Origin of the sequence: Bradyrhizobium sediminis, from assembly GCF_018736085.1 — a bacterium.
Taxonomy (GTDB): domain Bacteria; phylum Pseudomonadota; class Alphaproteobacteria; order Rhizobiales; family Xanthobacteraceae; genus Bradyrhizobium; species Bradyrhizobium sediminis.
The window spans coordinates 3,313,316-3,337,041 of the sequence record NZ_CP076134.1; the positions used below are offsets into that span (position 1 = coordinate 3,313,316).

22 protein-coding genes are annotated in these 23,726 nt (G+C 63.1%); 7 read left to right on the top strand and 15 right to left on the bottom strand.

The window, feature by feature from the left end:
- Positions 1-301: 301 nt before the first annotated feature.
- The 4 genes from KMZ29_RS16040 to KMZ29_RS16055 all read right to left on the bottom strand — a co-directional run bounded on the left by KMZ29_RS16040 (position 302) and on the right by KMZ29_RS16055 (position 3,029).
- Positions 302-1,241 (bottom strand): IS630 family transposase gene (locus KMZ29_RS16040; RefSeq protein WP_369810016.1). Its coding sequence is split into 2 segments (ribosomal slippage): positions 302-904 and positions 906-1,241, totalling 939 coding nucleotides; the frame shifts between segments, so codons are not numbered across the junction.
- Positions 1,242-1,332: 91 nt separating this feature from the next.
- Entirely contained in the window at positions 1,333-2,031 is a 699-nt protein-coding gene (locus KMZ29_RS16045; RefSeq protein WP_215620158.1) for a DUF8737 domain-containing protein, read from the bottom strand.
- Between the two features lie 71 nt (positions 2,032-2,102).
- Positions 2,103-2,546, bottom strand: coding sequence for a MarR family winged helix-turn-helix transcriptional regulator (locus KMZ29_RS16050; RefSeq protein ID WP_215620159.1), 444 nt, complete (start codon positions 2,544-2,546; stop codon positions 2,103-2,105).
- Positions 2,547-2,618: 72 nt separating this feature from the next.
- Positions 2,619-3,029, bottom strand: coding sequence for an NADH:ubiquinone oxidoreductase subunit NDUFA12 (locus KMZ29_RS16055; RefSeq protein ID WP_215620160.1), 411 nt, complete (start codon positions 3,027-3,029; stop codon positions 2,619-2,621).
- 260 nt (positions 3,030-3,289) lie between these two features.
- Between KMZ29_RS16055 and KMZ29_RS16060 the strand changes: the two genes are divergently transcribed.
- Positions 3,290-3,850, top strand: coding sequence for a BA14K family protein (locus KMZ29_RS16060; RefSeq protein ID WP_215620161.1), 561 nt, complete (start codon positions 3,290-3,292; stop codon positions 3,848-3,850).
- A 62-nt stretch (positions 3,851-3,912) separates the two neighbouring features.
- On the opposite strand, the gene KMZ29_RS16065 is transcribed toward KMZ29_RS16060, so the two are convergent.
- Positions 3,913-4,812 carry a DMT family transporter gene (locus KMZ29_RS16065; protein ID WP_215620162.1) on the bottom strand — a complete coding sequence of 300 codons (900 nt, stop codon included), beginning with the start codon at positions 4,810-4,812 and terminating at the stop codon, positions 3,913-3,915.
- Positions 4,809-5,708, bottom strand: a complete 900-nt coding sequence (locus KMZ29_RS16070) for a DMT family transporter (protein WP_215620163.1) — start codon at positions 5,706-5,708, stop codon at positions 4,809-4,811. The genes KMZ29_RS16065 and KMZ29_RS16070 overlap by 4 nt, the downstream gene beginning before the upstream one ends.
- Positions 5,709-6,480: 772 nt before the next feature.
- On the opposite strand from KMZ29_RS16070, the gene KMZ29_RS16075 reads away from it, so the two are divergent.
- From KMZ29_RS16075 to KMZ29_RS16085, 3 genes are all read left to right on the top strand, one after another.
- Positions 6,481-10,227 (top strand): vitamin B12-dependent ribonucleotide reductase, encoded by a 3,747-nt coding sequence (locus tag KMZ29_RS16075; RefSeq protein ID WP_215620164.1) that lies wholly within the window; start codon positions 6,481-6,483, stop codon positions 10,225-10,227.
- Positions 10,228-10,345: 118 nt separating this feature from the next.
- Positions 10,346-11,185 carry an LAPAL motif-containing putative phage structural protein gene (locus KMZ29_RS16080; protein ID WP_215620165.1) on the top strand — a complete coding sequence of 280 codons (840 nt, stop codon included), beginning with the start codon at positions 10,346-10,348 and terminating at the stop codon, positions 11,183-11,185.
- A gap of 35 nt (positions 11,186-11,220) precedes the next feature.
- Positions 11,221-12,147 carry a hypothetical protein gene (locus KMZ29_RS16085; RefSeq protein WP_215620166.1) on the top strand — a complete coding sequence of 309 codons (927 nt, stop codon included), beginning with the start codon at positions 11,221-11,223 and terminating at the stop codon, positions 12,145-12,147.
- Positions 12,148-12,858: 711 nt separating this feature from the next.
- On the opposite strand, the gene KMZ29_RS16090 is transcribed toward KMZ29_RS16085, so the two are convergent.
- Positions 12,859-13,677, bottom strand: coding sequence for a hypothetical protein (locus KMZ29_RS16090; RefSeq protein WP_249779706.1), 819 nt, complete (start codon positions 13,675-13,677; stop codon positions 12,859-12,861).
- Positions 13,678-14,173: 496 nt separating this feature from the next.
- On the bottom strand, positions 14,174-15,688 hold the full coding sequence (locus KMZ29_RS16095) for an IS1182 family transposase (protein ID WP_215620168.1): 1,515 nt from the start codon (positions 15,686-15,688) through the stop codon (positions 14,174-14,176).
- 711 nt (positions 15,689-16,399) lie between these two features.
- Here KMZ29_RS16095 and KMZ29_RS16100 point away from each other — a divergent pair.
- Together KMZ29_RS16100 and KMZ29_RS16105 are read left to right on the top strand one after the other, a co-directional pair.
- A complete protein-coding gene (locus tag KMZ29_RS16100) occupies positions 16,400-16,639 on the top strand; it encodes a hypothetical protein (protein ID WP_215620169.1) in 240 nt (79 codons plus the stop codon).
- A 124-nt stretch (positions 16,640-16,763) separates the two neighbouring features.
- The gene (locus KMZ29_RS16105; RefSeq protein WP_215620170.1) at positions 16,764-16,997 is read left to right on the top strand and encodes a DUF6894 family protein; all 234 of its coding nucleotides are present in this window, start codon (positions 16,764-16,766) and stop codon (positions 16,995-16,997) included.
- A gap of 16 nt (positions 16,998-17,013) precedes the next feature.
- On the opposite strand, the gene KMZ29_RS16110 is transcribed toward KMZ29_RS16105, so the two are convergent.
- Complete coding sequence (locus KMZ29_RS16110) at positions 17,014-17,199, bottom strand: hypothetical protein (RefSeq protein WP_215602189.1); 186 nt, start codon at positions 17,197-17,199, stop codon at positions 17,014-17,016.
- 285 nt (positions 17,200-17,484) lie between these two features.
- Here KMZ29_RS16110 and KMZ29_RS16115 point away from each other — a divergent pair, with 285 nt between their 5' ends.
- Positions 17,485-18,399: a hypothetical protein gene (locus KMZ29_RS16115; protein ID WP_215620171.1), complete on the top strand. Its 915-nt coding sequence runs from the start codon at positions 17,485-17,487 to the stop codon at positions 18,397-18,399.
- A 19-nt stretch (positions 18,400-18,418) separates the two neighbouring features.
- Here KMZ29_RS16115 and KMZ29_RS16120 read toward each other — a convergent pair whose 3' ends face one another.
- The 6 genes from KMZ29_RS16120 to KMZ29_RS16145 form a co-directional block, all read right to left on the bottom strand.
- Positions 18,419-18,880: a septal ring lytic transglycosylase RlpA family protein gene (locus KMZ29_RS16120; RefSeq protein ID WP_249779707.1), complete on the bottom strand. Its 462-nt coding sequence runs from the start codon at positions 18,878-18,880 to the stop codon at positions 18,419-18,421.
- A gap of 262 nt (positions 18,881-19,142) precedes the next feature.
- Positions 19,143-19,979 carry a metal-dependent phosphohydrolase gene (locus tag KMZ29_RS16125; RefSeq protein ID WP_215624294.1) on the bottom strand — a complete coding sequence of 279 codons (837 nt, stop codon included), beginning with the start codon at positions 19,977-19,979 and terminating at the stop codon, positions 19,143-19,145.
- Positions 19,980-20,144: 165 nt separating this feature from the next.
- The gene (locus KMZ29_RS16130) at positions 20,145-20,933 is read right to left on the bottom strand and encodes an SDR family NAD(P)-dependent oxidoreductase (RefSeq protein WP_215620173.1); all 789 of its coding nucleotides are present in this window, start codon (positions 20,931-20,933) and stop codon (positions 20,145-20,147) included.
- A 149-nt stretch (positions 20,934-21,082) separates the two neighbouring features.
- Entirely contained in the window at positions 21,083-21,277 is a 195-nt protein-coding gene (locus KMZ29_RS16135) for a DUF2783 domain-containing protein (protein ID WP_215620174.1), read from the bottom strand.
- A gap of 14 nt (positions 21,278-21,291) precedes the next feature.
- Positions 21,292-22,902 (bottom strand): FAD-dependent oxidoreductase, encoded by a 1,611-nt coding sequence (locus KMZ29_RS16140; RefSeq protein WP_369810023.1) that lies wholly within the window; start codon positions 22,900-22,902, stop codon positions 21,292-21,294.
- Between the two features lie 92 nt (positions 22,903-22,994).
- Positions 22,995-23,534 (bottom strand): VOC family protein, encoded by a 540-nt coding sequence (locus tag KMZ29_RS16145; protein WP_215620175.1) that lies wholly within the window; start codon positions 23,532-23,534, stop codon positions 22,995-22,997.
- Between the last annotated feature and the right edge of the window lie 192 nt (positions 23,535-23,726).

Below are 23,726 nucleotides of genomic sequence, written 5' to 3' on the forward strand. Positions count from 1 at the left end.
ACGGCCTTTCCTGTCCTACGGCAGCTGCACATTGACGGGCGATTTCAGGACCTCAGCGCCGGGGGCCTATTTCCCAGCCACATCCTGATCGGCAGCCGCTGCATATCGGGGCAGTCGCGAACTGTTGCCCGAACCGATGCGATGGTCTCCCATCTCCGTAAGATGGCCCATTGAGCCACCAATGCGTCCGGCGCTCAATGGCGTCCTGGCAAATGTCCCCGTTGTTCCCGCTGTTCACAGGCCGCTCCAATCGCGGCAGCGCAACTGCAGCATCCGCGGAACCGGCTAAAGCGTGATGGCATTAGGTTCGATAGCCTGAATTTTTGAGGTAGTTGGCGCATTCTTGGGGTGTGAAGGCGTTGAGCAACTGACCGATTACGGCGCAGACCGCATCGACGGTTCGCGCGGCGGCCTTTCGGAGCAGATGTTTGAGCTTGGCAAAGACCTGTTCGATCGGGTTCAGGTCGGGTGAGTATTTGGGCAGAAAGAACAGCTTGGCACCGGCAGAACGGATGAGCTGACGCACGCTCTTGCTTTTGTGGCTGCCGAGATTGTCCATGACGACGATGTCGCCGGGCCGCAGGGTCGGCAGGAGAGCCTTTTCGACATAGGTCCGAAAGCTCTCGCCATCGATCGGTCCCTCGATGAACCATGGCGCATCGATCCGGTCATGGCGCAGGGCCGCCAGGAAGGTCATGGTCTTCCAGCGCCCGTGGGGAACCTTGGCGGGCAGTCTGCGCCCGCGCAGTGCCCATCCCCGCAAGGGAGCCATATCGGTCCGGGTCCAGGTCTCGTCGATGAAGACCAGCCGCTCAGCTTCGACGCGACCTTGATACTTTGTCCACTGGGACCGCCGCCGCGCCACGTCGGGACGATCGCGCTCGCCAGCCACCACGCTTTTTTTTGAAGCTGAGCTTCTCGGCATGCACGAAGTCCCACACCGAGTGGTAGTCGACCTTCAGGCCGCGTCCGGCGAGTTCGGCAACGAGCCCGCGTATGGTGAAATCGCTGTCCCTGAGCCGCTGCGACAGCCAGACCGCGTGATCTCCCGAAATTGCTTTCGGCTTGTGGCCACCCATCTGGCCAGGCTCAACGCTGCCGGTCTCCTCGACCCGCTGCATCCAGCCGATGGCCGTGCTGATCGCGACCCCAAACCGCTTGGCGGCCTGATTGCGGGACATCCCTCCCTCAATTGCCGTCACGACACGCTTGCGCAAATCCAGAGAGTAAGGCTTGCCCATACATGCTGGCCTCCTAACCCAGCCTGCATGGTGAATCAGAAACACGCTGATTTGGGAATCCCAAATCGATTCAACCTAACCCCATCCCGCTTTAGACCGCAGCCACCGGGTTGGCCCGCCGCAGTTTGGCGAAGATAATGCCGTGGGTAAGCAGGTAGAACGGCACCAGCAGGGTCGGAATGTTCGACCATGGCAGCATCACGACGGCGGACGACCCGATGGTTTCGCCGAAGATCTGCAGCGGCGAGCCCGGCGCGGACATGATCCCAAGCGTCACCGCGGCGATCAGGTCGAGCGCGCCGAACAGGTTCCATGCGAACAATGCGCCGCGGTTGCCCTGGGGATGGCGGACGATCGTCATCGTCAGCGGAATCGCGGTCAGGCCGACGATGATGTCGCCCCACCCTGCCGATTGCGGGAACGGTCCGCTCAACCTGTCTTGCGCGGCCAGCAGCAGGAAGAAACCGCCGAACACCCGCATCGCGTTGAGCCCCACCAGCAGGGGCAGCGGCAGCGCCAGCAAGGTCTCGCGCACGCTCGCAAGCGACAGCGCCGCGATGGTGGCCGCCACCAGCGGCAATCCGGCCATCACGCCGATCGCCGGCACCGGCGTCGAGGTAACGGCGTAAACCCCGGCACTCGCCAGCGCGACGGCGAGCCCGATCCACAGGCCGGCGATCGCGACCGTAGTCAGCTTCTGCGCCGACGATAGCGGCATCATGGTGATGGCGGCATTCAGGTTCACCGCGATCGCAGCGGTGAGGACGGTGGTACCAATCAGATCGAGCATGTCAGCCTCCTCGTTATATGTAATTACACCTATCGAACCAAATGAAGGAGCGGCGCGACGCCAGCTGCGTTTCACCCCAGACTGCGGGAAGCCAGAATTTTCAGCGCAGCCTCGCCGTCGGCGCCCAGCAATCTGGCGACATGGGCCTGCGCTTCGGACCAGAACGGAAAGCCGCGGCGGACGGCGCCCCGCCCCTGCGCGGTGATGGCAATCATGCGCGCGCGCGGATCGTCGCCGGCCTTGATCGAAATCCATTTCCTGGCTTCGAGCGGCGTCAGATTCCGCGTCAGCGTGGTGCGCTCCATCCCCAGCAGCCCCGCGAGCTTGCCGATCGGCATTTCGCCGCGCAACATCAGCTGCGACAGGATCGTGAACTGGGTGATGCGGATCCCCGATTTCTGCATGTGCCCGTCATAGAGACGGGTGATCTTGCGCGCCGCCTGCCGCGACGCCAGGCAGAAGCAGTCGGCGCAGGCCATGTATTCCGCGAGATCGGGGTCGCCGGGGCGCTTCATGACATGAGTGTAAATACACTTATTTGGGTCCGCAAGGGCCGGAGCCGCCTGCCGGCCTGATTTATTGGAAGCTCAGTTGCCGGGGGTCCAGGGCTGGTAGTCGCCGGTCGCCTTGGGGCGGCGGCCGCTCGCCAGCGTCGAGCCGGACGGGCGGTAGGCCTGCGGCGTCCCGGTCATGTTGGGGACGTGCGGCTTTTCCCATTCGCGCGGGGTGTAGCTCTCTTCGGTCGGCGCGACATCGACGGTGTGATGCAGCCAGCCGTGCCAGGACGGCGGCACGCGGGTGGCCTCGGCATAGCCGTTATAGACCACCCAGCGCCGCTCGAAGCCGAGCGTGGGATCGATCTTGCGCCCCTTGGTGCGGTAGTAGCGGTTGCCCTGCTCGTCCGTGCCGACCAGCTCGCCGAACCGCCAGGTCCACAATTGCGTGCCGAAAGTCTGGCCATTCCACCATGTGAAGAGCTTGAGCAGAAACAGTTTCATGGGCGCGGCCGGTTCGAGAACAGTTGAGGGCTCTGATGCCATCGGCAAGCCCGATTGTCCAGTTTCGTCCGCCTCGTCCGGACCGGCCGGAGCCGGAGCCAACACCTTTAAGTGACCGGATGTCGCGGAAAGGGCCCAATCTGTTCATTCAGGGTACAGTTCCCATCTGACAGTCTGGAGGCCGCGCATGATTGGCGCGGGGTCCGGGAACGTCCGCCCTCCCCGAGGGTTTAGACGAAGTCCTGTGGATGGAGCCGAGAATGATCGATCTGAAGGTTTTGAGTGTCGCTGCTGCGATGGCCCTGGTGTTGCCGCTGGCAGCACCGAGCGAGAGCTTCGCGCAAGGGAAGGAAGGGGGCGGCGGGCCGCCCACCCGCGGGGGCGGCGGCTCGGCCATCGGCGGTGGCGGCGGCGGTTTCCGCGGCAGCGGCCCGCCGGCCATCGGCGGCGGCTCGAAATTCGGCGGTGGCGGCGGCGGATTCGTCGGCGGCGGCGCTCCGGGACCGCGCTTTAGCGGCGGTGGCGGGAACTGGCACGGCGGCGGTTATGCCGGCGGCTATCGGCGTCACCACCGTGGCGGCGGCGGCTTCATCCCCGGTGCGGTGATCGGCGGCGTCATCGGCGGCGCGCTGGCGTCGCAGAGCTACGGCTACTACTATGGCGCACCGTATGGCTATTACGACGACGGATACTACTACGACGACGGCGCGGTCGCGGTCGGCGACGATGCGGTCGCCTACTGCATTCGGACCTATCGTTCCTACGATGTGCGATCGGGAACCTATCTCGGCTATGACGGCTTGCGGCACCCCTGCCCGTAACGAGCGCCTGAGCTTTCCGGACTTCAAGGACGGCGCATCGCTGATGCGCCGTCTTTCTTATGTCAGGACCGCAGCGCCATGGTGACGCCGCCGAGCGTCACCACCAGCGCCGTGATTTCGCGAAAACCGAGCGGCTCGTGCAGCATCGCGCCGGCCGACAGCACGCCGATCACAGGCACCAACAGGGTACCGATCGAGGCGGTCGCCGCCGGCAATCGCTCCAGCGCTGCGAACCAGCAGACGTAACACAGGCAGAACTGGATCAGCGTCATATAGGCCATCGACGCCCAGCCGACGCCCGACAGCGCCGCCAAATGCGGCTGCTCGACGATGAGCCCGACGATCGCGATCGGCAGGCAGCCGATGCCGATCTGCCAGGCCGCCAGCGACAGCGGCGGCATCGCCAGCGGGAAATGCTTGGTCAGGACGGTCCCGAGCGCGACGCTGACCGCACCCGCCAGCACGCACAAAAATCCCGGCAGCTTTTCCAGGCTGGCCTCGATGCCATTGCCGCCGATCAGCACGGTGATGCCGGCGAGCGCGACGGCCAGTGAAATCGCGCGCAGCAGCGACAGCCGCTCCCCCAGCACCGGCCACGCCAACAGCGCCACCCACACCGGAATCGAAATGGCGAGCACCGCGGCCTCGCTGGCATTGAGCCACAACAGCGCCAGCCCCATGAAGGCGACCCAGCCGCCGATCGTCAGCACCGATACCAGGACAAGCCGCGACCACATCGGCCGCGGCGCGGCCAGGCTCTCCCGCCGCGCCACCGCAAACAGCGCCAGCGCCGCGGCGCCGATCAGGCCGCTCAGCCCGCGCGACGACAGCGGCGGCCACTCCGAGAGCAGGTTCTTCATGATCGGGAAGTTCAGCCCCCAGCCCACCGAGGTAACGGCGAGGAACAAAAGACCGAGCGGCGAGATCCGGTGCGCCGCGCGCGTGCCTGCCGAGGCCGTCATGACCGCGTCGCCAGCACCACGCCCGCGAGCGTGAAGATCAATGCCGCGATCTGGCCGGGGCCGAGCGGCTCGTGCAGCGCCACCGCCGAGGCCACCACGCCGATCACAGGCACCGCCATGGTGCCGATCGCCGCCACCGAGGCCGGCAGCCGCGCCAAGGCCGCGAACCACGCCACATAGGCGATGCAGAACTGGATCACCGTGGAATAGAACAACAGCCACCAGCCGAGCGGCGAGATCGCAGCAACATGCGTCGTCTCGATCAGAAGGCCGACGATCGCGATCGGAAAACAGCCCAGCCCGATCTGCCAGGCCGCCGCCGGGATCGGCGCCATCTGCAGCGGATACTTCTTGGCGAGCACGGTGCCGAGCGCGAATCCGATGGCGCCGCCGAGCGCCATGATGATTCCCGGCAGCTTCTCGGCGCTGGCGGTAATGCCGTTGCCGCCCATGATGGCGGCGAGCCCCGCAAACGCCATCACCAGCGCGATGGTGCGCAAGACCGTCGGCCGCTCGCCGAGCACCGGCCAGGCCAGCATCGAGGCCCACACCGGCATGGTGTAGGCGATCAGCGCGGCCTCGCTGGCGGGCAGCCAGAGCAGCGCCAGCCCCATCAGCACCATCCAGCCCGTGACATTGAGCAGCGCCGCCAGCATCAGCCGCGGCCATAGCGCGCGATCCACCTTCAGGCTCTGCCGGCGCAACAGCGCCAGCGCCGCCAGCAGGCAGGCGCCGATCACGCCGGTGACGCCGCGCAGCGTCAGCGGCGGCAGTTCGCTCAAGAGGTACTTGGTGACCGGCCAATTGAAGCCCCAGCCCACCGAGGTGATGGCGAGGAACAGGAGGCCCGCGGGCGTGATGGGTGCACGCGCGGCCGTCGGATTTTGCAGCTTCATGGGGTGAGTCGACCGATGGAATCGAAGGCACCTTGAAGCTTTTCCGGGCTCCAGACCATCGGCCGGCGGGCATGCCTGCCCGGACATCCCCGTAGCGTCACGTGAGTCTTCCCGGAGCAACCCCCAAAGGGCCCTCGAGGTGCAAAATATAGTTGCCCTGTGAACAGCGGGGTGAAGCCTCGGCCGGCTCACGAAAACAGATTTTTTTCACTTGGGAATCCCTGAGGACTCACTGATACTTGCGGGCATCAGCGGGGCTCGGCGCCCCCCTGTTTTCCCCCGCTTTGCACCATATTTAGTATTTGATTCAGAAACTCGTACTAATCCTTGACGGGCGCGAGGGAGTTGTCCTAGCTTTCATCCTGTTCGGCGCGAGTGTGTTTGGGTCCCGCCGGTCGCTCCCAGATGGGTTCCTGAATTGACCACTTCGCCGGCCGGTTGAGGCAGCGGGGCTGGGCTTTTTTGTCCCGGATTCCCGGAAATTCCTCTCGGAATTCCCCGGGCCTTGGGGGCGCCAAGAACGGGCAAGAACGGGCCGGAATCGGCCCAGGTAGACGAGTTGGGTTGATGAGTTGGGGCGTTGAAAGCGTGACCTGAACCGGAGCCGGCGCTCCCGCCAGGACGTGCGTAGAGAAACAGGGCCGGATCCACCGGTAGAGCTTGCGGGTCCCTCGGCCAAAGTTGCCTGCAACTTTGGTCCGGGAGGTTCGCTCAAGGAAAAACAGCCGGCCGTTGCGAAACGGTCCGGTCACAAGAACGGGGCACGACCAATATGCGAATCGAGCGGCGCAACACCACGGCAGGCCAGTCACCCTACGCTGGCATTGATTTCAGATTGACGACATCGGAGATCCGCAACCCCGATGGCTCGGTGGTGTTTCGCCTCGAGAACGTCGAGGTTCCGGAATTCTGGTCGCAGGTCGCCTCCGACGTGCTGGCGCAGAAGTATTTCCGTAAAGCGGGCGTCGCCGCCCGCCTGAAGAAGGTCGAGGAAGAGACCGTGCCGTCCTGGCTGTGGCGCTCGGTGCCCGACACCGAGGCGCTCGCAACCCTCCCCGAGAACGAGCGCTATGTCAGCGAGCTCTCGGCCAAGCAGGTGTTCGATCGGCTGGCCGGCTGCTGGACCTATTGGGGCTGGAAGGGCGGCTACTTCGGCGCTTCGGAAGAAGACGCGCAGGCCTTCTATGACGAGTTGCGCTTCATGCTGGCCAAGCAGATGGTCGCGCCGAACTCGCCGCAGTGGTTCAACACCGGGCTGCACTGGGCCTACGGCGTCGATGGGCCGGGCCAGGGCCACTACTATGTGGACTGGAAGACCGGCAAGCTGACGAAATCGAAATCCTCTTACGAGCACCCGCAGCCGCATGCCTGCTTCATCCAGGGCATCGAGGACGACCTCGTCAACGAGGGCGGCATCATGGACCTCTGGGTGCGCGAGGCGCGCCTGTTCAAATACGGCTCCGGCACCGGCTCCAACTTCTCCCGGCTGCGTGGCGAAGGCGAGCGCCTGTCCGGCGGCGGCCGTTCGAGCGGCCTGATGAGCTTCCTCAAGATCGGCGACCGCGCCGCCGGCGCGATCAAGTCCGGCGGCACCACCCGCCGCGCCGCCAAGATGGTGGTGGTCGACGCCGACCACCCCGACATCGAGACCTATATCGACTGGAAGGTGAAGGAGGAGCAGAAGGTCGCCGCCCTCGTCACCGGCTCCAAGCTGAACCAGAAGCACCTCAAGGCGGTGCTGAAAGCCTGCGTCAACTGCGAAGGCTCGGGCGACGACTGCTTCGATCCCGAAAAGAACCCGGCGCTGCGCCGCGAGATCAAGCTCGCCCGCCGCGCCATGGTCACCGACCCCATGATCAAGCGCGTCATCCAGTTTGCGAAGCAGGGCTACAAGGAGATCGATTTCCCGGTCTACGACACCGACTGGGATTCGGAGGCCTACCTCACCGTATCCGGCCAGAACTCCAACAACTCGGTGTCGCTGAAGGACGATTTCCTGCGCGCGGTGGAGACCGACGGCGACTGGAACCTGATCGGCCGCACCAGCAAGAAGGTGACGAAGACGCTGAAGGCGCGCGACCTCTGGGAGAAAATCGGTCACGCCGCCTGGGCGAGCGCCGATCCCGGCCTGCACTTCAACACCACCATGAACGACTGGCACACCTGCAAGGCGTCCGGCGAGATCCGCGCCTCCAATCCGTGCTCGGAATACATGTTCCTGGACGACACCGCCTGCAATCTGGCGTCCGCCAACCTGATCACCTTCTACAACACTACGACCAAGCACTTCGACGTCGACTCCTATGAGCATCTCTGCCGCTTGTGGACCATCGTGCTCGAAATCTCCGTGATGATGGCCCAGTTCCCGTCGAAGGCGATCGCCGAACTGTCCTACGAGTTCCGCACTCTCGGCCTCGGCTTCGCCAATATCGGCGGCCTCTTGATGACCATGGGCCTGTCCTACGACTCGAAGGAAGGCCGCGCGCTGTGCGGCGCGCTCTCGGCGATCATGACCGGCGTGGCCTATGCGACCTCGGCCGAGATGGCCAAGGAGCTCGGCCCCTTCCCCGGCTACAAGAAGAACGCCGCGCACATGCTGCGGGTGATCCGCAACCACCGCCGCGCCGCGCACGGTGAAAGCAGGGGCTACGAGGCGCTCGCCGTCTCGCCGGTGCCGCTCGATCACGCCTCCTGCAGGCAGGCCGACCTCGTCGAGCACGCCAGGGCCGCTTGGGACAAGGCGCTCGAACTGGGCGAAATCAACGGCTACCGCAACGCGCAGACCACGGTAGTGGCGCCGACCGGCACCATCGGCCTCGTGATGGATTGCGACACCACCGGCATCGAGCCCGACTTCGCGCTGGTGAAATTCAAGAAGCTCGCCGGCGGCGGCTACTGGAAGATCATCAACCGCGCCGTGCCCGAAGCGCTGCGCGCGCTCGGCTATCGTGAATCCGATATCGCCGAGATCGAGGCCTACGCGGTCGGCCACGGCTCGCTCTCCAACGCGCCTGCCGTCAACGTTTCCACCTTGAAAGCCAAGGGCTTCACCGACGAAGCTCTCGCAAAGGTCGAAGCCGCCCTTCCCACCGCCTTCGACATCAAGTTCGCCTTCAACAAGTGGACTTTCGGCGAGGACTTCCTGCGCGACACGCTGAAGCTCGAGCCCGAAGCCATCGCCGCGCCGAATTTCGACCTGCTCACCGCGATCGGGTTCACCAAGCGCGAGATCGAGGCCGCCAACGTGCACATCTGCGGCGCGATGACGGTGGAAGGCGCACCGCATCTGAAGGCCGAGCACTACAGCGTGTTCGACTGCGCCAACCCCTGCGGCAAGATCGGCAAGCGCTATCTCTCGGTCGAGAGCCACATCCGCATGATGGCGGCGTCGCAGCCGTTCATCTCGGGCGCGATCTCGAAAACCATCAACATGCCGAACGACGCCACGGTGGAGGACTGCAAGGAAGCCTATCTGTTGTCCTGGAAGCTGGCGCTGAAGGCCAACGCGCTCTACCGCGACGGCTCGAAGCTGTCGCAGCCGCTGAACTCGCAGCTGATCAGCGACGACGACGAGGAAGACGACGCGATCGAGAGCTTCATGGAGAAGCCGATGGCCGCGCGCACCGCCGCGTTCTCGGAAAAGGTGGTGGAGCGTCTGGTCGAGCGCATCGTGGTGATGCGCGAACGCGAGCGCATGCCGGATCGCCGCAAGGGCTACACCCAGAAGGCCGTGGTCGGCGGGCACAAGGTCTACTTGCGCACCGGCGAATATGACGACGGCAGGCTCGGCGAGATCTTCATCGACATGCACAAGGAAGGTGCCGCGCTTCGCTCCATCATCAACAACTTCGCGATCGCGGTCTCGCTCGGCCTGCAATACGGCGTGCCGCTCGAGGAATATGTCGATGCCTTCACCTTCACCCGCTTCGAGCCGAACGGCCCGGTACAGGGCAACGACTCGATCAAGTACGCGACCTCGATCATCGACTACGTATTCCGCGAACTCGCGGTCAGCTACATGAGCCGGTTCGACCTCGCCCATGTCGACCCGACCGAGTCCAACTTCGACGCCATCGGCAAGGGCGTCGACGAAGGCCGGCAGCCGGAGCAGCCCAGCAACAAGTACCTGTCGAAGGGCCTGACCCGCTCGCGCACCGACAATCTCGTGGTGATGCGCAGCGGCAGCGAGCCCGCGGCCGACGCGCGGGCTTCCGGCAACGTGACTTCGATCGGGTCCGCCGGCCCGACCGCCCGCGCCGCCGACGCGGTCGAAGGCGCCGTCGCCCTGAAGCAGGAAGCCCAGCACGAGCTGTCGCCGACCGAGAAGCTGGAAGCCCTGCAGTGGAGCAAGGCGGGCGCGGCGCAACAGGCGGCCCCGTCCAAGGCCGAACGCCGGGCGGAAGCGAAAGCCAAAGGTTACGAAGGCGAGATGTGCGGCGAATGCGGCAACTTCACGCTAGTAAGGAACGGGACCTGCATGAAGTGCGATACGTGTGGAAGCACGACGGGGTGTTCGTGAGACAACTATGTAGGGCACGGAATTTGAGCAAGGGGCGGTCCTAGTAGACCGCCCCTTTCTTCTTTGTGATTGAATAGGATTATGACAATTTAAAGATGCATTATTGGAGCGTCACCACATGGCTGAGGGTCAAAACATATCGCTCTACTATAAAGGCAGCTTGAATCCCTCGACAATGGAGGCAAGGGAACTCATCCAAGTCCTTAGTGCCTTCACACGGCTTACAACAAAGGCAAACAGAGCCTATCACGGTTCGACCGCCAGAACTTCTGTACGCATCGAACGGGTTCAACCCGGGTCGCTGGATCTCCAGTGGATTCATGAGGTCGCCGCCAATGCTCAAACTGCCTTTGCGGCTCTACCCGCGCTCTCATTCGGAATCAAAGACGTCGCGGGGCTCATAAAAGCTTGGCTCGACCTCCTAAAGTTTCTTAAAGGTCAACCGCCACAAAAAGTACAGAACGTCACAAATGGAACCGCTCTTCAACTTGAAAATGTGAGTGGCCAAACCACCATCGTGAACGGAAACGTCTACAATACCTTCATCTTAAATGGGATTGGGACCGACGCCGAGAAGCTCGAACTTCCAGCTAAGCACGGCGCCGAAAAGCTCGAATTGAAATCAAGAGGCCACAGAATCGGCTCATACAGTAAAAGCGACCTATCGAACTTCAAACCGATCAAACCAAAGGATAAGCCGATAGAGAGTGAGATTGAGGCAATTCTCGAGGTCGTCGCTCCTGTCCTAGAGGGAGACGGCATGTGGCGGTTCAAATATGGTCGCACGTCAATAACAGCAAAACTAACAGACGAAGACTATCGGCAAAGAGTTATAGATGGTGAAGAAAGCTTCAGCCACGGAGATCGGCTGCACGCTAGGCTTAAAACAATTCAAGAAAATCTCGGTGACAAAATCAGTACGAAACATTTCGTCACAAAGGTGCTTCAACGAAAATAGCGTAGACCGCAGGGAGCCCAGCAAGGCACGTGCCCATGTTTAATAGCCGAATTGCCGTTGTGGTGGGAGCGGGAGCCGGCGTTGAGTACAACATGCCCCTAGGCTACAAGTTGGCGGCGGACATCGCCGAAGATGTTCGATTCCGGTTTGAACATTACTCGCATGCGCCTTCGAAGGGGGACCGAGACCTCTTCAATCTGCTTTTCCGGCGATATCAAACAGACAAGCCAAAGCTCGATCGCTTTACTCGGGGCGGAAACGAGTTGGCCGCGGCAATTTCGTCTGCGGTCTCTGTTGATGACGCTCTGTTTCAGCTCAGCGAGAATGTAGAGGCGGTAACGCTCGGCAAGCTTTGTATTATACGATCGATATTGAAAGCAGAGCAGAATAGCGCTCTTGCACTTTCTTCGCGAACCGGACGCCTTGATGAGGATGCAGGACGTGATGGCTGGGTCGAACAGCTATTTTCTATGGCAATAACAGGAGTGAAAAAGAGCGAAATTCATACCGCATTCGACAATATTACTTTTGTGAATTTCAACTATGATCGTTGCATTGAGCAATACCTTTACTTCGCTCTTCAGCGGATTGGAATCGAAGAGCCACAGGCCGCTTTGATTGTCGCCGGCTTGAACATGATCAGACCATACGGGAGCGTCGGGTCTCTCCTCCCGAGCATCCCTAACCATGTCCTTTTTGGAGGTGCGGTCGATCCATTTGAGATGTTGGCGGGCATTCGAACGTATACGGAAAACGAATCACTGCACGATAGCGGTCACTTGGTTAACGCCCTACAGGAAGCAAAGCTGGTTTTATTTCTAGGCTTCGGCTTCCACGCGCAAAACCTGCGGCTTCTCCAGTTGCCTGATCCTCGCGCCAAACACGTGATGGCCACCGTAAAAAGGTTCATCAAGCAAACAGGATCGATATTCAAAGCGCGCTTGGCTCCACGCTTCGCATAGATGCCCACCAAGATGTTGAACTGTATGATATGACTGCGCCTGAGATACTAAGGGAGCTACGCCTGAAAATCATGATGAGGGCCGGCACATAGCTCGTAGGTTGGGTGGAGCGAAGCGATACCCATCAATTGCTATTCATGGGTCGATGGGTTTCGCAAGAGCTCGTCGAAAAAAAAGCCCGGCTCACCGCCGGGCTTTTCGTTCATTGGTGCTTGTCCTGACCGTGGCCTCCGCCACCGCCCGGTCCGCCGCCACTGCGCGGTGCGGCGTTGATGTGCGGCGCGCCGCCGCCCTGCGGCGTCGCGGGCGCTGCTGCGCGCGGGGCGGCCGGGGCCGGCATCTGCGCGCGTGCGTTCACCGGCGGGCCACCGCCGCCGCGCGCCGCATTGGGCTACGTCATGTGGGGCGTGGCACGCTCGATCCGCGGCGTAGCCGCACGCGGCTCGTCGTGACCGCGGGCCATGACCGGCGGCGTCTGCGTGCGGGCGCGGGCCGCTTTGCAAGCGAACAGCAGGTCGAAGCCGTGTTCGCGAAATTCCACGGTAAATGAAAGTTGTCTACACCGAGGAAGCGCCTCGGGATCTCGCTGCAATTCCGACTGGCTGATGCTATCCAGCCGTGGCGCCTTCCGTCGATGACCAGACGTAGTGCGCAGGGCGAATAACAAAGCGCCTTCCGCAATTCACCCCTGCCCGTTACGCCCTGCCCTTGTCAGGCAACATTGGCCTCGGCGCTCTCTTTGCCCTCCGCGGCAAGGAGATCGAGATCGATGAGCTGCGGATCGTCGGGATCGGGTTCGCCCTGGAACCGGCCGCTGCCGTGGACGTGCATCAGGGTCTGTACGCGCCGGGCATTCAGATAGTCCACATGCTGATGCCGCAGCGCGACCGGCAGCAGTCCTTTCGGCAGCCCGACCAGCGCGAACGCCGCGGCCCGGCGCACCTCGCCGCCCTCCCGCCACAGCAGCGGATTGAGCGTGTAGATCAATTGCCGCTCGATCTCCGGGAGCGGCGGTTGCTCTGCCTCGGCCGGCGCCGGGAATGCGGCGTTGGCGTTGCCCGCGCGCGTGCGCACCGCGGCGGACCGCAGCTCCCAGCAAATCAGGTCCGCGGCCGCGAGAACCTCGCGGCGCAGCGCTTCCACACTGGTCGAGAACCTGGTCGCTTCCGGCATCGACGCCGTGCTTTTCGTGACAGCCTCCACCAGCGCCGTGGCGCCGGCGCCGAATCCCGGAGCGGCCTGCTCGATTGCCGCGGCCATCGCCTCGATCCCCTCCGCCACCATGTCGCGGTCGCGCTGCGCTATGGCGTCGGCCAATGCGCGCTCGGTCGAGGCGATCTGCTCGTCGAATTCCGCCAATGCGGCGCGCAGTGTCTTGGCGTGGTCCTCGACGGCGCGCATGTTGGCCTCCGCGCGATCGAGCTTGGCATTGGCGGCTCCGGCCACGGCCAGCCGCTCGGCGGCGGCGCGCTTTTCTGCAACCACCGTTTCGGCCAAGCTGAGGCGGTCGGCCAGCTTCTGCCGCGCCACCTGCTTCTCCCTCAGCGTATTCCCGAAGCGCTCGACCGGGCTGAGCTCACGCTTGAAAAATGCCATGGCCATACCCCGCGAAAGCGATCCTCCACCGAATCAGCCGGTAGATCCAATGCGCGAAAATTAGTCGGGAACTTGGATAACATTGCGGCCTTGGGTAGGGCGCACGCCGCGACGGATTTCGCGCCGGGCGTTCGCGCGACTTGTGAGGTATTTCGCTTCACCGCTATTTCCCGACTGCGAACTGCGTCGCCGCGCGCACAAGCGAAATCTCGCGACCCCACCGCGACAAAACAACCCGACGGGCAAATCACTTCTGATTTTCCGAAGCGCGAGTCAAGCTCCGGAAGCGAAAATAAATCGCTTAACCCGTCGAGGCTGGGCAAGAATGCTGATTATGAGGCTGGGGTGGCGCGGAAAGGACTGACTGCGAGCCACAGCAGGATTCTAGTCCGGAAGGGCCGCAAAGCAAGCTGAAGGGCGCGCAGAGTGCTTATAGGAAGGTTTTCGCGGGCAATGGCGCCTTTTCAAGGTACGCGACGAAGCGGTCGAAGCCGAGAATGTTGAGCACGCGAGTGAAATTGTAGCAGAGGGCCATCAGGCTCCATTCGCCACGGACCTTGTCGAAGCCGCGCACGAGAAAGTGCTGATACCCGGCGCGGCATTTGAGCGTTCCAAAGGGATGCTCGACGATGGCGGAACGGCGGCGCATCAATTTTTTGGCCTCCTCACTTTCCATCCTCGCGCGGTGACGTTCGAGAACATCCTCGTGTTCCCAGCGAGCGATGCTCCGGTAAGGTGCCTTCGGGGCGAGACACTGCGCTCTCAGAGGACAGGCTGCGCAGGCCGCCTTGCGCCCCAGGTAGCGGATCTCGACGCGGCCGCTCGCATTCTTCCAGCGCCCTTCCGTTGGACGCAGCAGTTCTCCGGTCGGGCAACGGTAGACGTCGGCGCTCGCATCGTAGCGGAAATCCTTGCGGCTAAAGCGACCCTCCTCGAGCTTGCCATTGCCCTCATGCATCGGCACATAGGCTTTGATGCCGTCATCCTCGCAGGCCTTCAGGTCCTCGCTATTGTAATAGCCGGTATCGGCCGCCACCCGCAGGGTCTCCACATCGAGAACCTCTTTTGCCGCGTTTGCCATCTCATGAAGGTGGCCTGCATCGCTGCGATTGACGACCTCGCTGGTAACAATGAGCATGTGCTTGTCGTCGACAACGCTCTGCACGTTGTAGCCCGCAATGGTCTGATCGCCCTTGCTCAGAAGCCTCGCGTCGGGATCGGTCTTCGAGAGTTGCCCCTTGTTGCTTGTCTCCAAGTCCTTGAGGTCGGCTTGCGCGCGTTCGCGCCGGGCCATCAGCTCCTTCACCTTCTCGCCGACGTCGCCACTACCACCCTTGCCGTCGCCCCGCGAACCGTCGCTTCGCTGCTTGGCCTCTTCCGCATCATTGGCTTCGAGAGCCTTGCCATAGGCCTCGATCTCCTTGTCCAAGGCGGCGATCTGTTTGGTCAGCCTCCTTTGCGTGAAGATGCTTCCCTTGCTGGCGTTGCCGTGGAACAAGGCGCCGTCGAGCGCAACAAGGCTCCCTCCGATCAGATCGAGTTCGCGAAGCAGCAGCACGAAACTGCGGTTCGCGGCCTTCAGCGCTGCCCAGTTCTCCTTGCGGAAGTTGGCGATCGTCCGATAGCCCGGCCTCAGGTTCTTCAACAGCCAGATCAGCTCCAGATTGCGACCTGCTTCCCGTTCCAGCCGGCGCGATGATCTGACTTGGTTGATGTAGCCGTACAGATACAGCTTCAACAGATCGGCCGGATCGTACGGTGGCTGCCCCATCTCGTCCGCCCCGCGCGCCGCATGGAGGAAACCGAGCTTTGCAAGGTCGAGGGCACACACAAAGCTCTCGATCGCCCGCACCGGGTTGTTCGGCCCGACATAATCCTCAATCCGTGGAGGAAGCAGGCTGGTCTGATCCCGGCTCGCGCCGGTCTTGAATGTGCGATTCGTCATGAACCGAATCGTACATCAACTCCTCAAAATGCCGAGTTCTTGCTCAGCCTCGACGGGCAAATCATCACTATAGACTCGCCCGTCTCACCCGATGAGAGGGGCGGGTCGCGATCGTCACGAACGCGCGGTGGGATGCGATGGACGCGGAAGTCGCGACTGACGAGCGTGACTCGAGCGGACGGCAAAGACGTGTGGTCCTGACGCCCCGACGCTGGCGTCAAGTTCGCGGGAAGCAAAACTTCCCGCGGATGATGGTGGCAAGAAAGCCCGGTCACCAGGGAGAGCTCGGAATAAGCCGTAGAACCATTGCGCAGGGAAGGCCGGATTGCCTCCGCTGAACCTGTATGCTCGTGTGCGCTTTCCTCAATAACAATTGCACACGGGACCGCGGGTGCAGCGCGCACCCGGTCTTCCCTGCGCCCTCTTCTTTTTCGAGGGCGAAAATCGAAGCAAAGCTCGGACGCATCGCGCCGCGAGAATGCGGACGCACATCTGCTGTTTGACAGTTGAATCCGATGCCCCAGATCGTCATTGCGAGGAGCGTAAGCGACGAAGCAATCCATGCCCCAGCAAGCGGTGAAATGGGTTGCTTCGCTTCGCTCGCAATGACGGCTCCGCTGTTTGACAGTCGAATCCGTAGATGGGGAGGCAATTTCCCTGACATCACGATTCCCGGATTGCGCTTCGCTCTATCCGGACTACAATTGAACGATGCTGATCGTCTCGATCATTCTCGAAGCCACCGTCATGGCGATCGCTATCCTCGCGGCGCGCGACGGCAGGCCGTACATGTATGGGCTGGCGTTCACGTTCGGCGCCTACGTGTTCTACGATCTCGCCCGCTTCCTGCGCTGGGATGTCGAGGGCCCGCTGTTGTCCGGCCTGTTCCTGATCGCAACCGCCAGCGCCCTCTTCTCGGTGTGGATGCTGTACAGGGACCGGCCGCGGTAGCGCCGGCGCGACGAAACAACAAATTCCCGCTCCTCCGTAACTCCCCTTAGGGAATCTATCCGAATTTTCCGCCGGCCTTGCCGCTGTTATCCATGCGGCCTGCACCTCTCGCAGGAGGCGGAATATGGCTCAGGTCTATTTCCATTGCTCCAACACCGAACAAGCATTGATCGATCAATGCGGCGCCTCCGTCGACGATCTGGCCGATGCACGTGAACACGCCGCCCTCGTCGTGCAGTCGCTCGTCACGACGGCCAGCCTGGTAGACTGGCGCGGCTGGGTGCTGCACGTCAGCGACGATCTCGGCGACGAGATCTTTTCCGTGCCCTTCGCCTCCGTGCTCGGCAAACCGCATTGAGAGGGCGCCAATCCCCTCAGCTTTGATGCGGTCCCCGCATCATCTTCATGGCGTCCTCGATATGACGCCACTCCCTGGCTTCCTCCGCCTCGCCCTTGCGCTCGCAAGCCAGGGCATTGCGGGCCGCTTCGGCGATAGCGTCGAAGCCATGCCGCTCGAACATCTGCCGCGCGATGGTGTGGATCTGCATCTCGGATCTCATCTCGCTCTCCCCTGAGTTTCTCTCGGAGCCGCGGCAACCGGTTCCGCAGGTCCGGCTCGCGGCTTTACCTGAAACCGCCGAACCGCGGTCTGGTTCCATCGATTGCCGGCCGCCTCGTTCGGGTTCCCGCAATGCCGGCGCGAGCTGCCGCCCCAACCTCTCCTTCCCAGCGCCTTGCTTTGGTCAAACCGGGTTGGACTCTGGAGCCGGGCTGAGGATCGTCGACGTAGCCTGAATCCGCCGGCCACCCCACGCGGGTGAGTCTGGACCGAGCACGGAGCGCCCATGCAATCCACGCTGAAGCCGAGAGAAGCCGATCCGCACGACGACTTTGCGATCGTACCGGACGCCGTCCCCGCCGCATGGGCCGACAAGGTGCTCGCCGACATCACGGGCGACACCGCCAGCCCTCTCCTGGATCGGCAGCCCCCTGACGAATCCAGCGCCGCCGCCGGCACGCCGGCGCCAACGGTCGATACGACGTTTCGCGCGACCGACACCGCCGATGTTGAAGTCCGGGGCGGCCGGCCGTCGACCAGGAGGTGGGCGGCAACTGCGGCCTGGGCCTTCATGCTTGCACTGTGCAGCGGGCTCGCGGTCGCCGCCTGGCAGCACTACGGCGATGCGGCGGGGCAAATGATCTCGAACTGGACGCCATCGTTCGCCGTCAACTCATCGCCGCCGCCGCAACAGGCCGATACACCCAGCGTGCAGGCATCCGCGGCAGATCGGACACCTCCGCAAGCAGCAGCTCCGCAAGCGTTGGCTCCGGCCCAGCCCGCGGAAAGCGCCGCGCCGGCCGCCGCCGCGCTCGCTCCCGATACGGCGCAGTTGCAGGCGATGGCGCGCGACGTTGCGGCGATGAGCCAGCAGATCGAGCAGCTCAAGGCCAGCATCGACCAGCTCAAGGCCAGCCAGCAAGCCATCTCCTCCGACATCGCCAGGACTTCCGCGACACAAACTTCCGCAACACGAACGCCCGCAACAAAGTCGTCCGAGCGGAACGTTCGGCCGAAGATGCCGCCTCCGCCTCCGCTGCGATCGGCCGCGGCGCCGTCACGGCCGCCGATGCCGGCTTATCCGTCAGCGCCGGCGGCAGCAGCGCCGTTGCCGCAAGCAGCCCCGCCTGCCGCACCGCCGCCAGCCGTGGTCTCGACCGACGACGAACCGGTACTGCGGCCGCCGATGCCGCTGCGCTGACCAATGCTCATGCGGGTCGCTACTGGACGACGTCGAGCTTGACCCTGGCAAGACCGCCATCGACCATGCCGAGCGTTTCGGCGGCGGAATAGGAGACGTCGACGATTCGCCCGGGAACGTAGGGACCGCGGTCGTTGACCCGAACCGTCACGGCTTGCCCGGTAGCGACGTTGGTCACGCGCAGCTTGGTGCCGAACGGCAATGTCGGATGAGCGGCGGTCAACTGGCTGGCATCGAACTTCTCGCCGCTCGCGGTTCGCGTTCCCTCCGAGTAGAAGCTGGCGATCCCGTGCGAGGCGCTCGGGGTCGCGGCGGCATCCTTGCGCGCAACGAACGGGGAATGCTTCCTGATGGACGCGACGCGTCCGTTCGTCGCCGATCGATCGTGTGGCAGCGACGCCTGCCGGCTGGTGGAAGGACCTTCGGAATTTCTGGTGACGACGGAGGACTGGGCGCAGGCCGCCAGCAGAACCCCTCCCATAGCGACCACCAACAACCGCGCAACGTTACGGCCTGTTCTGGCGTCGACCCACAAACCTCTGGCACAGCCGATGGACAACATGTCGTATCCCCAACTCGCGCCCCCAAGCCCAAGCAGAATCCAACACGCCCATGGCGCGATCCAATCGGGGCGGATCCGTGACCGGCCGGTGCGGGCATGGCATCCCCCTGCACGATTTCATTCAGGTGTGATGTTCCGGTCACAGCTTGCGGTTGCGCAGCGCCGCCTGCCGGGGCGACGCCTACCGCTGCGGGCCGGAAAGCGAGATATCCCGTTCGGCGCGGAAGACATTACTGTACAGGCTAGCGATCCACTGCCGTCCGCTCGAGGTCATGTTGAGGTAGCGTATCTCGGTCTGGATATGAGGCGCCACGCTGTCCCAATAGAACTGGGGATAGCGATTGACGATGTCGGCGGGTGAATCATAGCCGAGCTGGCGATTGATGCCCACCTCCTCGAACTCGTGGTAGAGCGCGTTTGCTTTCCTGATGTAGTTGGGATCTCCGAGCTGCCCGATGAAATCCGCCGCCCGGACGATCGAGGCCTCCTCATCCCATTGCTGGTCTGCCCGGGGTGGAAACCGGGTGCCTTCGATCGCGTCAACGATGCGTTGCTTGTTGAGCGGAGCAATGCCTTCGATCCTCCGCATGACGTAAAGCTTCGATCGGTCGACGTGGTGCGGCATCAGGCCGGCGTCCGATGCACCGCGCGGCAAGGTCACCTTGCTGCCGGTCGCATCGATCACGAATCCGTCGGCGTCGTCGTCCCTGAACAGGCCGCGCACATAACCGATGTCATGGGTCAGGCAGGCGATGATGACATGCGCGTAGTCGTCCGCAGTCATATGGCTGTGCAACGCACGGCCGCGCAGGATGTCGTGTCCCGCCAGCGTGACGAGCAGCGTATGCTCGACATTGTGGTAAAGGGCATCGCTGTTCCCGATGCATTCGAGCGCGATGCGCGCGGCCGCCGGCACGATCTCGATGAGACGCGTTTGCGATGACCCGAACCGGCGGCGCATATAGGAACCGAGAAACTCTTCCAGGGAGTCTGCCGCCAGTTCCGGTAAAGTCATCATGGCTGCTACCCCGTTCGGAAACCTTCTCGCGCGAACCCCTCGCATCTCGGTCACGGCCAGCGCGGCAAGCATAGCTCATCTCCGGTCCGGTGACCAAACGCCTGATGCCGCGCCCGGGAGAAAAGCGGAATAATATTGCGGTGCCACTGCACCGCGTGGTCTCTCTCAGAACTCACCCAACTCAGGCGCCTCGAACCAGTTCGTCAACGACAGCCCGCCGTCGACCACGATAGCTGCGCCCGTGACATAGGCCGACACCCGGTTCGACAGCACGGCCAGCGCCATCGGCGCGAGGTCTTCGGCCTGGCCGAGGCGGCCGAGCGGGATGTGTTTTGCCAGCGCCGGATCGGCGACGAAGCCGCCGGCGGCGATGGCGCCGGGCACCAGCGCGTTGACGCGGATTCCGAAGCGGCCCCACGTCTTGGCCAATTCCTTGACCAGCATGGCCATGCCGGCCTTTGCCGTCGAATAATGCGGCAGGTTGCGCGGCGTGCCTGAATGCAGCGAGGTGAGAAACAGGAACGAGCCGGGCTGTTTGGCCGCGATCAGCGCGCGCGCCAGTTCGCGCACGAGGTGAAAGCCGGCCTCGAGGTTCACCGCATGCATCTGCTGCCAGGTCTCGCTGCTCACAGCCATGGCGTGATCGGCTTCGCGCCGCGGCGGCGAGGCGCTGTGCACGAAGTGGGTCACCCGCCCGATCGCGGACTGCGCCTGCGCCAGCAGCGCATCGCAAGCCGCGCGATTGGCGAGGTCGCCGACCCAAGGCACCGCCAGTTCCGGCCGCGGCGAAGCCTTTACCGCAGCCGCGACCGTATCGGCGTTGACGTCGGCGAACACGGTTCGCACGCCCTCGCCCACCAAGGCTTGCGCGATCGCGCGGCCGATGCCGTTGCCCGCGCCCGTCACCAGAGCGGCCTCGCGCGCGGGGTCGAATGGATTGTTCAAGAGGCTCATATTGTCGGCTGCTCCCTGCGATCGGATCCGCGCTTGCCTTGTGCGGGCAATTCACGGGAACAGCGAGCATACACACGATTGTTTGCAGGCCTCAACAGCACCGCAGATACCAGCCGCAAAGATCGTCTCAAAACCCGTGCGCCCGTCCCTCAGTCCGGCTTCCCGGCAGCGCGCTTCAGCGCCTCGCGCAGCACCTCCCTGTCGCCGATATGGTTGGCGAGTATCAGCACGAGCTTGCAGTTCATCAACTCGGCCTGGCCCTCCTCCAGATCGCGCTGGGAATCGATCAGTTCCTGATAGAAGCCGTCGGGATCGGCGATGTTGGCCCTGATTTCAAGCGGCATGATCGTTCACTCCTTCAGGCGGCCACCGCGCGGGCCAGAGCCTTCTCGATTTTCCCCGGATCGAAGTCGCGCCAGCGCGCCGCGACGTGCTGGTCGGGCCGGATCAGATAGGTCGTTCCCGGCTGTCCGTCGTAGCGGCCGGCAAGCACGCCCTTGTCATCGATCAGATCGGCGCCGACCACGGCGACGCGCGCCCTGATCTTGCCGAATGATATCTCGCGCACTTCGGGCCCGCCGCCGAACGTCAGCACCACGAAGCCGTCGCCGATCCCGTTGAGAAACCAGCCGCTGCGGCCGTCCTTCGAGACCGGCGCGTCGTCGCAATTGGTGCCCGGCGCCATCCTGCCCTTGAACGGGGAAGCGTCCGGCGTATTCAGCGACGAGTGCAGATACGGTGTCGGCGTCGACAGCCGCCCGCTGTTGACCAGCGGCCGCGCAAACGCATTGTCCTCGGCAAGTTCGAGCACGGCGTCACGGAAGCGCCGGCTGGCCTGGCTCTTCGGCGTGATGAAGTCGGTCGAGCGTGTCGAATTCAGGAGATTGTCGTCAGCGGCAAACGCGCGTTCCTCGTTGTAGCTGTCGATCAGCGAAAGCGGCGCATCGCCATCGATGACGAGCTTCAGCTTCCATGCGAGATTGTCGATGTCAGCCACGCCGGTGTTGGCTCCCCGCGCGCCGAACGGCGAAACCTGATGCGCGGCGTCGCCAGCAAACAGCACGCGGCCATAACGGAAATTATCGACCCGACGGCAGGCGAACTGGTAGATCGACGCCCATTCGAGTTCGAATTCCCTGTCGTCGCCGAGCATGGCGCGCACCCGCGGGACGATCTTCTCCGGCTTCTTCTCCTCGTTCGGATCGGCGTCCCAGCCGAGCTGGAAGTCGAGCCGCCACACGTCGTCGGCCTGCTTGTGCAGCAAGGCGGACTGGTTGCGATGGAACGGCGGATCGAACCAGAACCAGCGTTCGGTCGGAAAGCTCGCCTTCATGACGACGTCGGCGATCAGGAACCGATCCTGGAAGAACTGGCCGGTGAATTTGGCGTCCACCATCCTGCGCGTGTCGCTGTTGGCGCCGTCGCAGGCGATCACCCAGTCGGCCTCCATGGCGAACACGCCGTCCGGCGTTTCGACCGTGAGGACGACGTGATCGTCGGCCTGTTTCAGGCTGAGCAGCTTGTGCTTCCAGCGCAACTCGACGCCGTCGCGTTTGGCGAGTTCGGCGATCAGGTATTCCTCCAGATAATATTGCTGGAGGTTGATCATGGCCGGCATCTTGTGATCGGCCTCGGGCAGCAGGTCGAACTGGTAGGACAGTCTGTCCCTGAAGAACACCTTTCCCACCTTCCAGCTCACGCCTTTCGCGACCAGGCGGTCGCCGCAGCCCAGACGATCCCATACTTCCAGCGGCCGCTTGGCGTAGCAGACCGCACGCGAACCGATCGAAACGGTGTCGCTGTCGTCGATCACCACCGTCTCGATGCCGCGGTAGGCGAAGTCGAGTGCTGCGGTGAGGCCGATCGGTCCGGCGCCGATCACCACCGCCTGGTGACGCCTCGGCTTGCCGCTGCTCTGTTCATCCGAACGGACATAGGCGAATTTCGGATATCGATAGGTGTTCAGCATTTGCCGCTCCCCACGCGCCCGCCGCCGCCGGCGAACGGGCCGGACGGGCCGGACGGGGCAGCGTCCCTCACAAATGGAATTTGCGTCCGGCCTCAGTTCGGGCCGAACTCCTTTTCGTGCAGCCAGGCGGTGTGACGCGGCGGCTTCTTGGTGCGTGACCATTCCTCGATCATGTCCTGCGCGCTGTCGGCCATGCGCTTCATCTTTTCGGGCGTCGTCGTCCAGGTGGCGATTTCGAGGCGGTGTCCGCTGGGATCTCGAAAATAGATCGACTGAAAGATGTTGTGGTCTGTCGGACCGACGACTTCGAGCCCTGCAGCCTCGGCGCGCGCCTTGGCCTCCATGACGACGTCCATGTCCTTGACCTGGAAAGCGATGTGCTGTGTCCAGTCCGGCGTGTTTTGATCGCGCCCCATCGGCGGCGAGTTCGGCAATTCGAAGAAGGCCAGGATGTTACCCTGCCCGGCGTCGAGGAAGATGTGCATGTAGGGATCAGGCTCTTTCGTCGAGGGAACGCGATCCTCGGCAATGGCGCCGATCAGATCCATGTTGAGGACCTTCTTGTAGAACTCAACCGTCTGCTTGGCGTCCTTGCAGCGGTAGGCGACGTGATGAATCTGGTCGATCTTCATGAATTCCTCCCTCATTGCGTCCGGCTTCGCATCCGCGCGTTGATTATTTAGTAACATTAGTTACTATTGACGTCAAGCGATACCGCCCCTGGAATCGGCTTGTTGGAATGTGGATATCAATATTTAGCAGACGATTGAGCGACATGGACGGGGCGAACGCAAGCTATCTTGCCTCCATTAGATACGGATGTT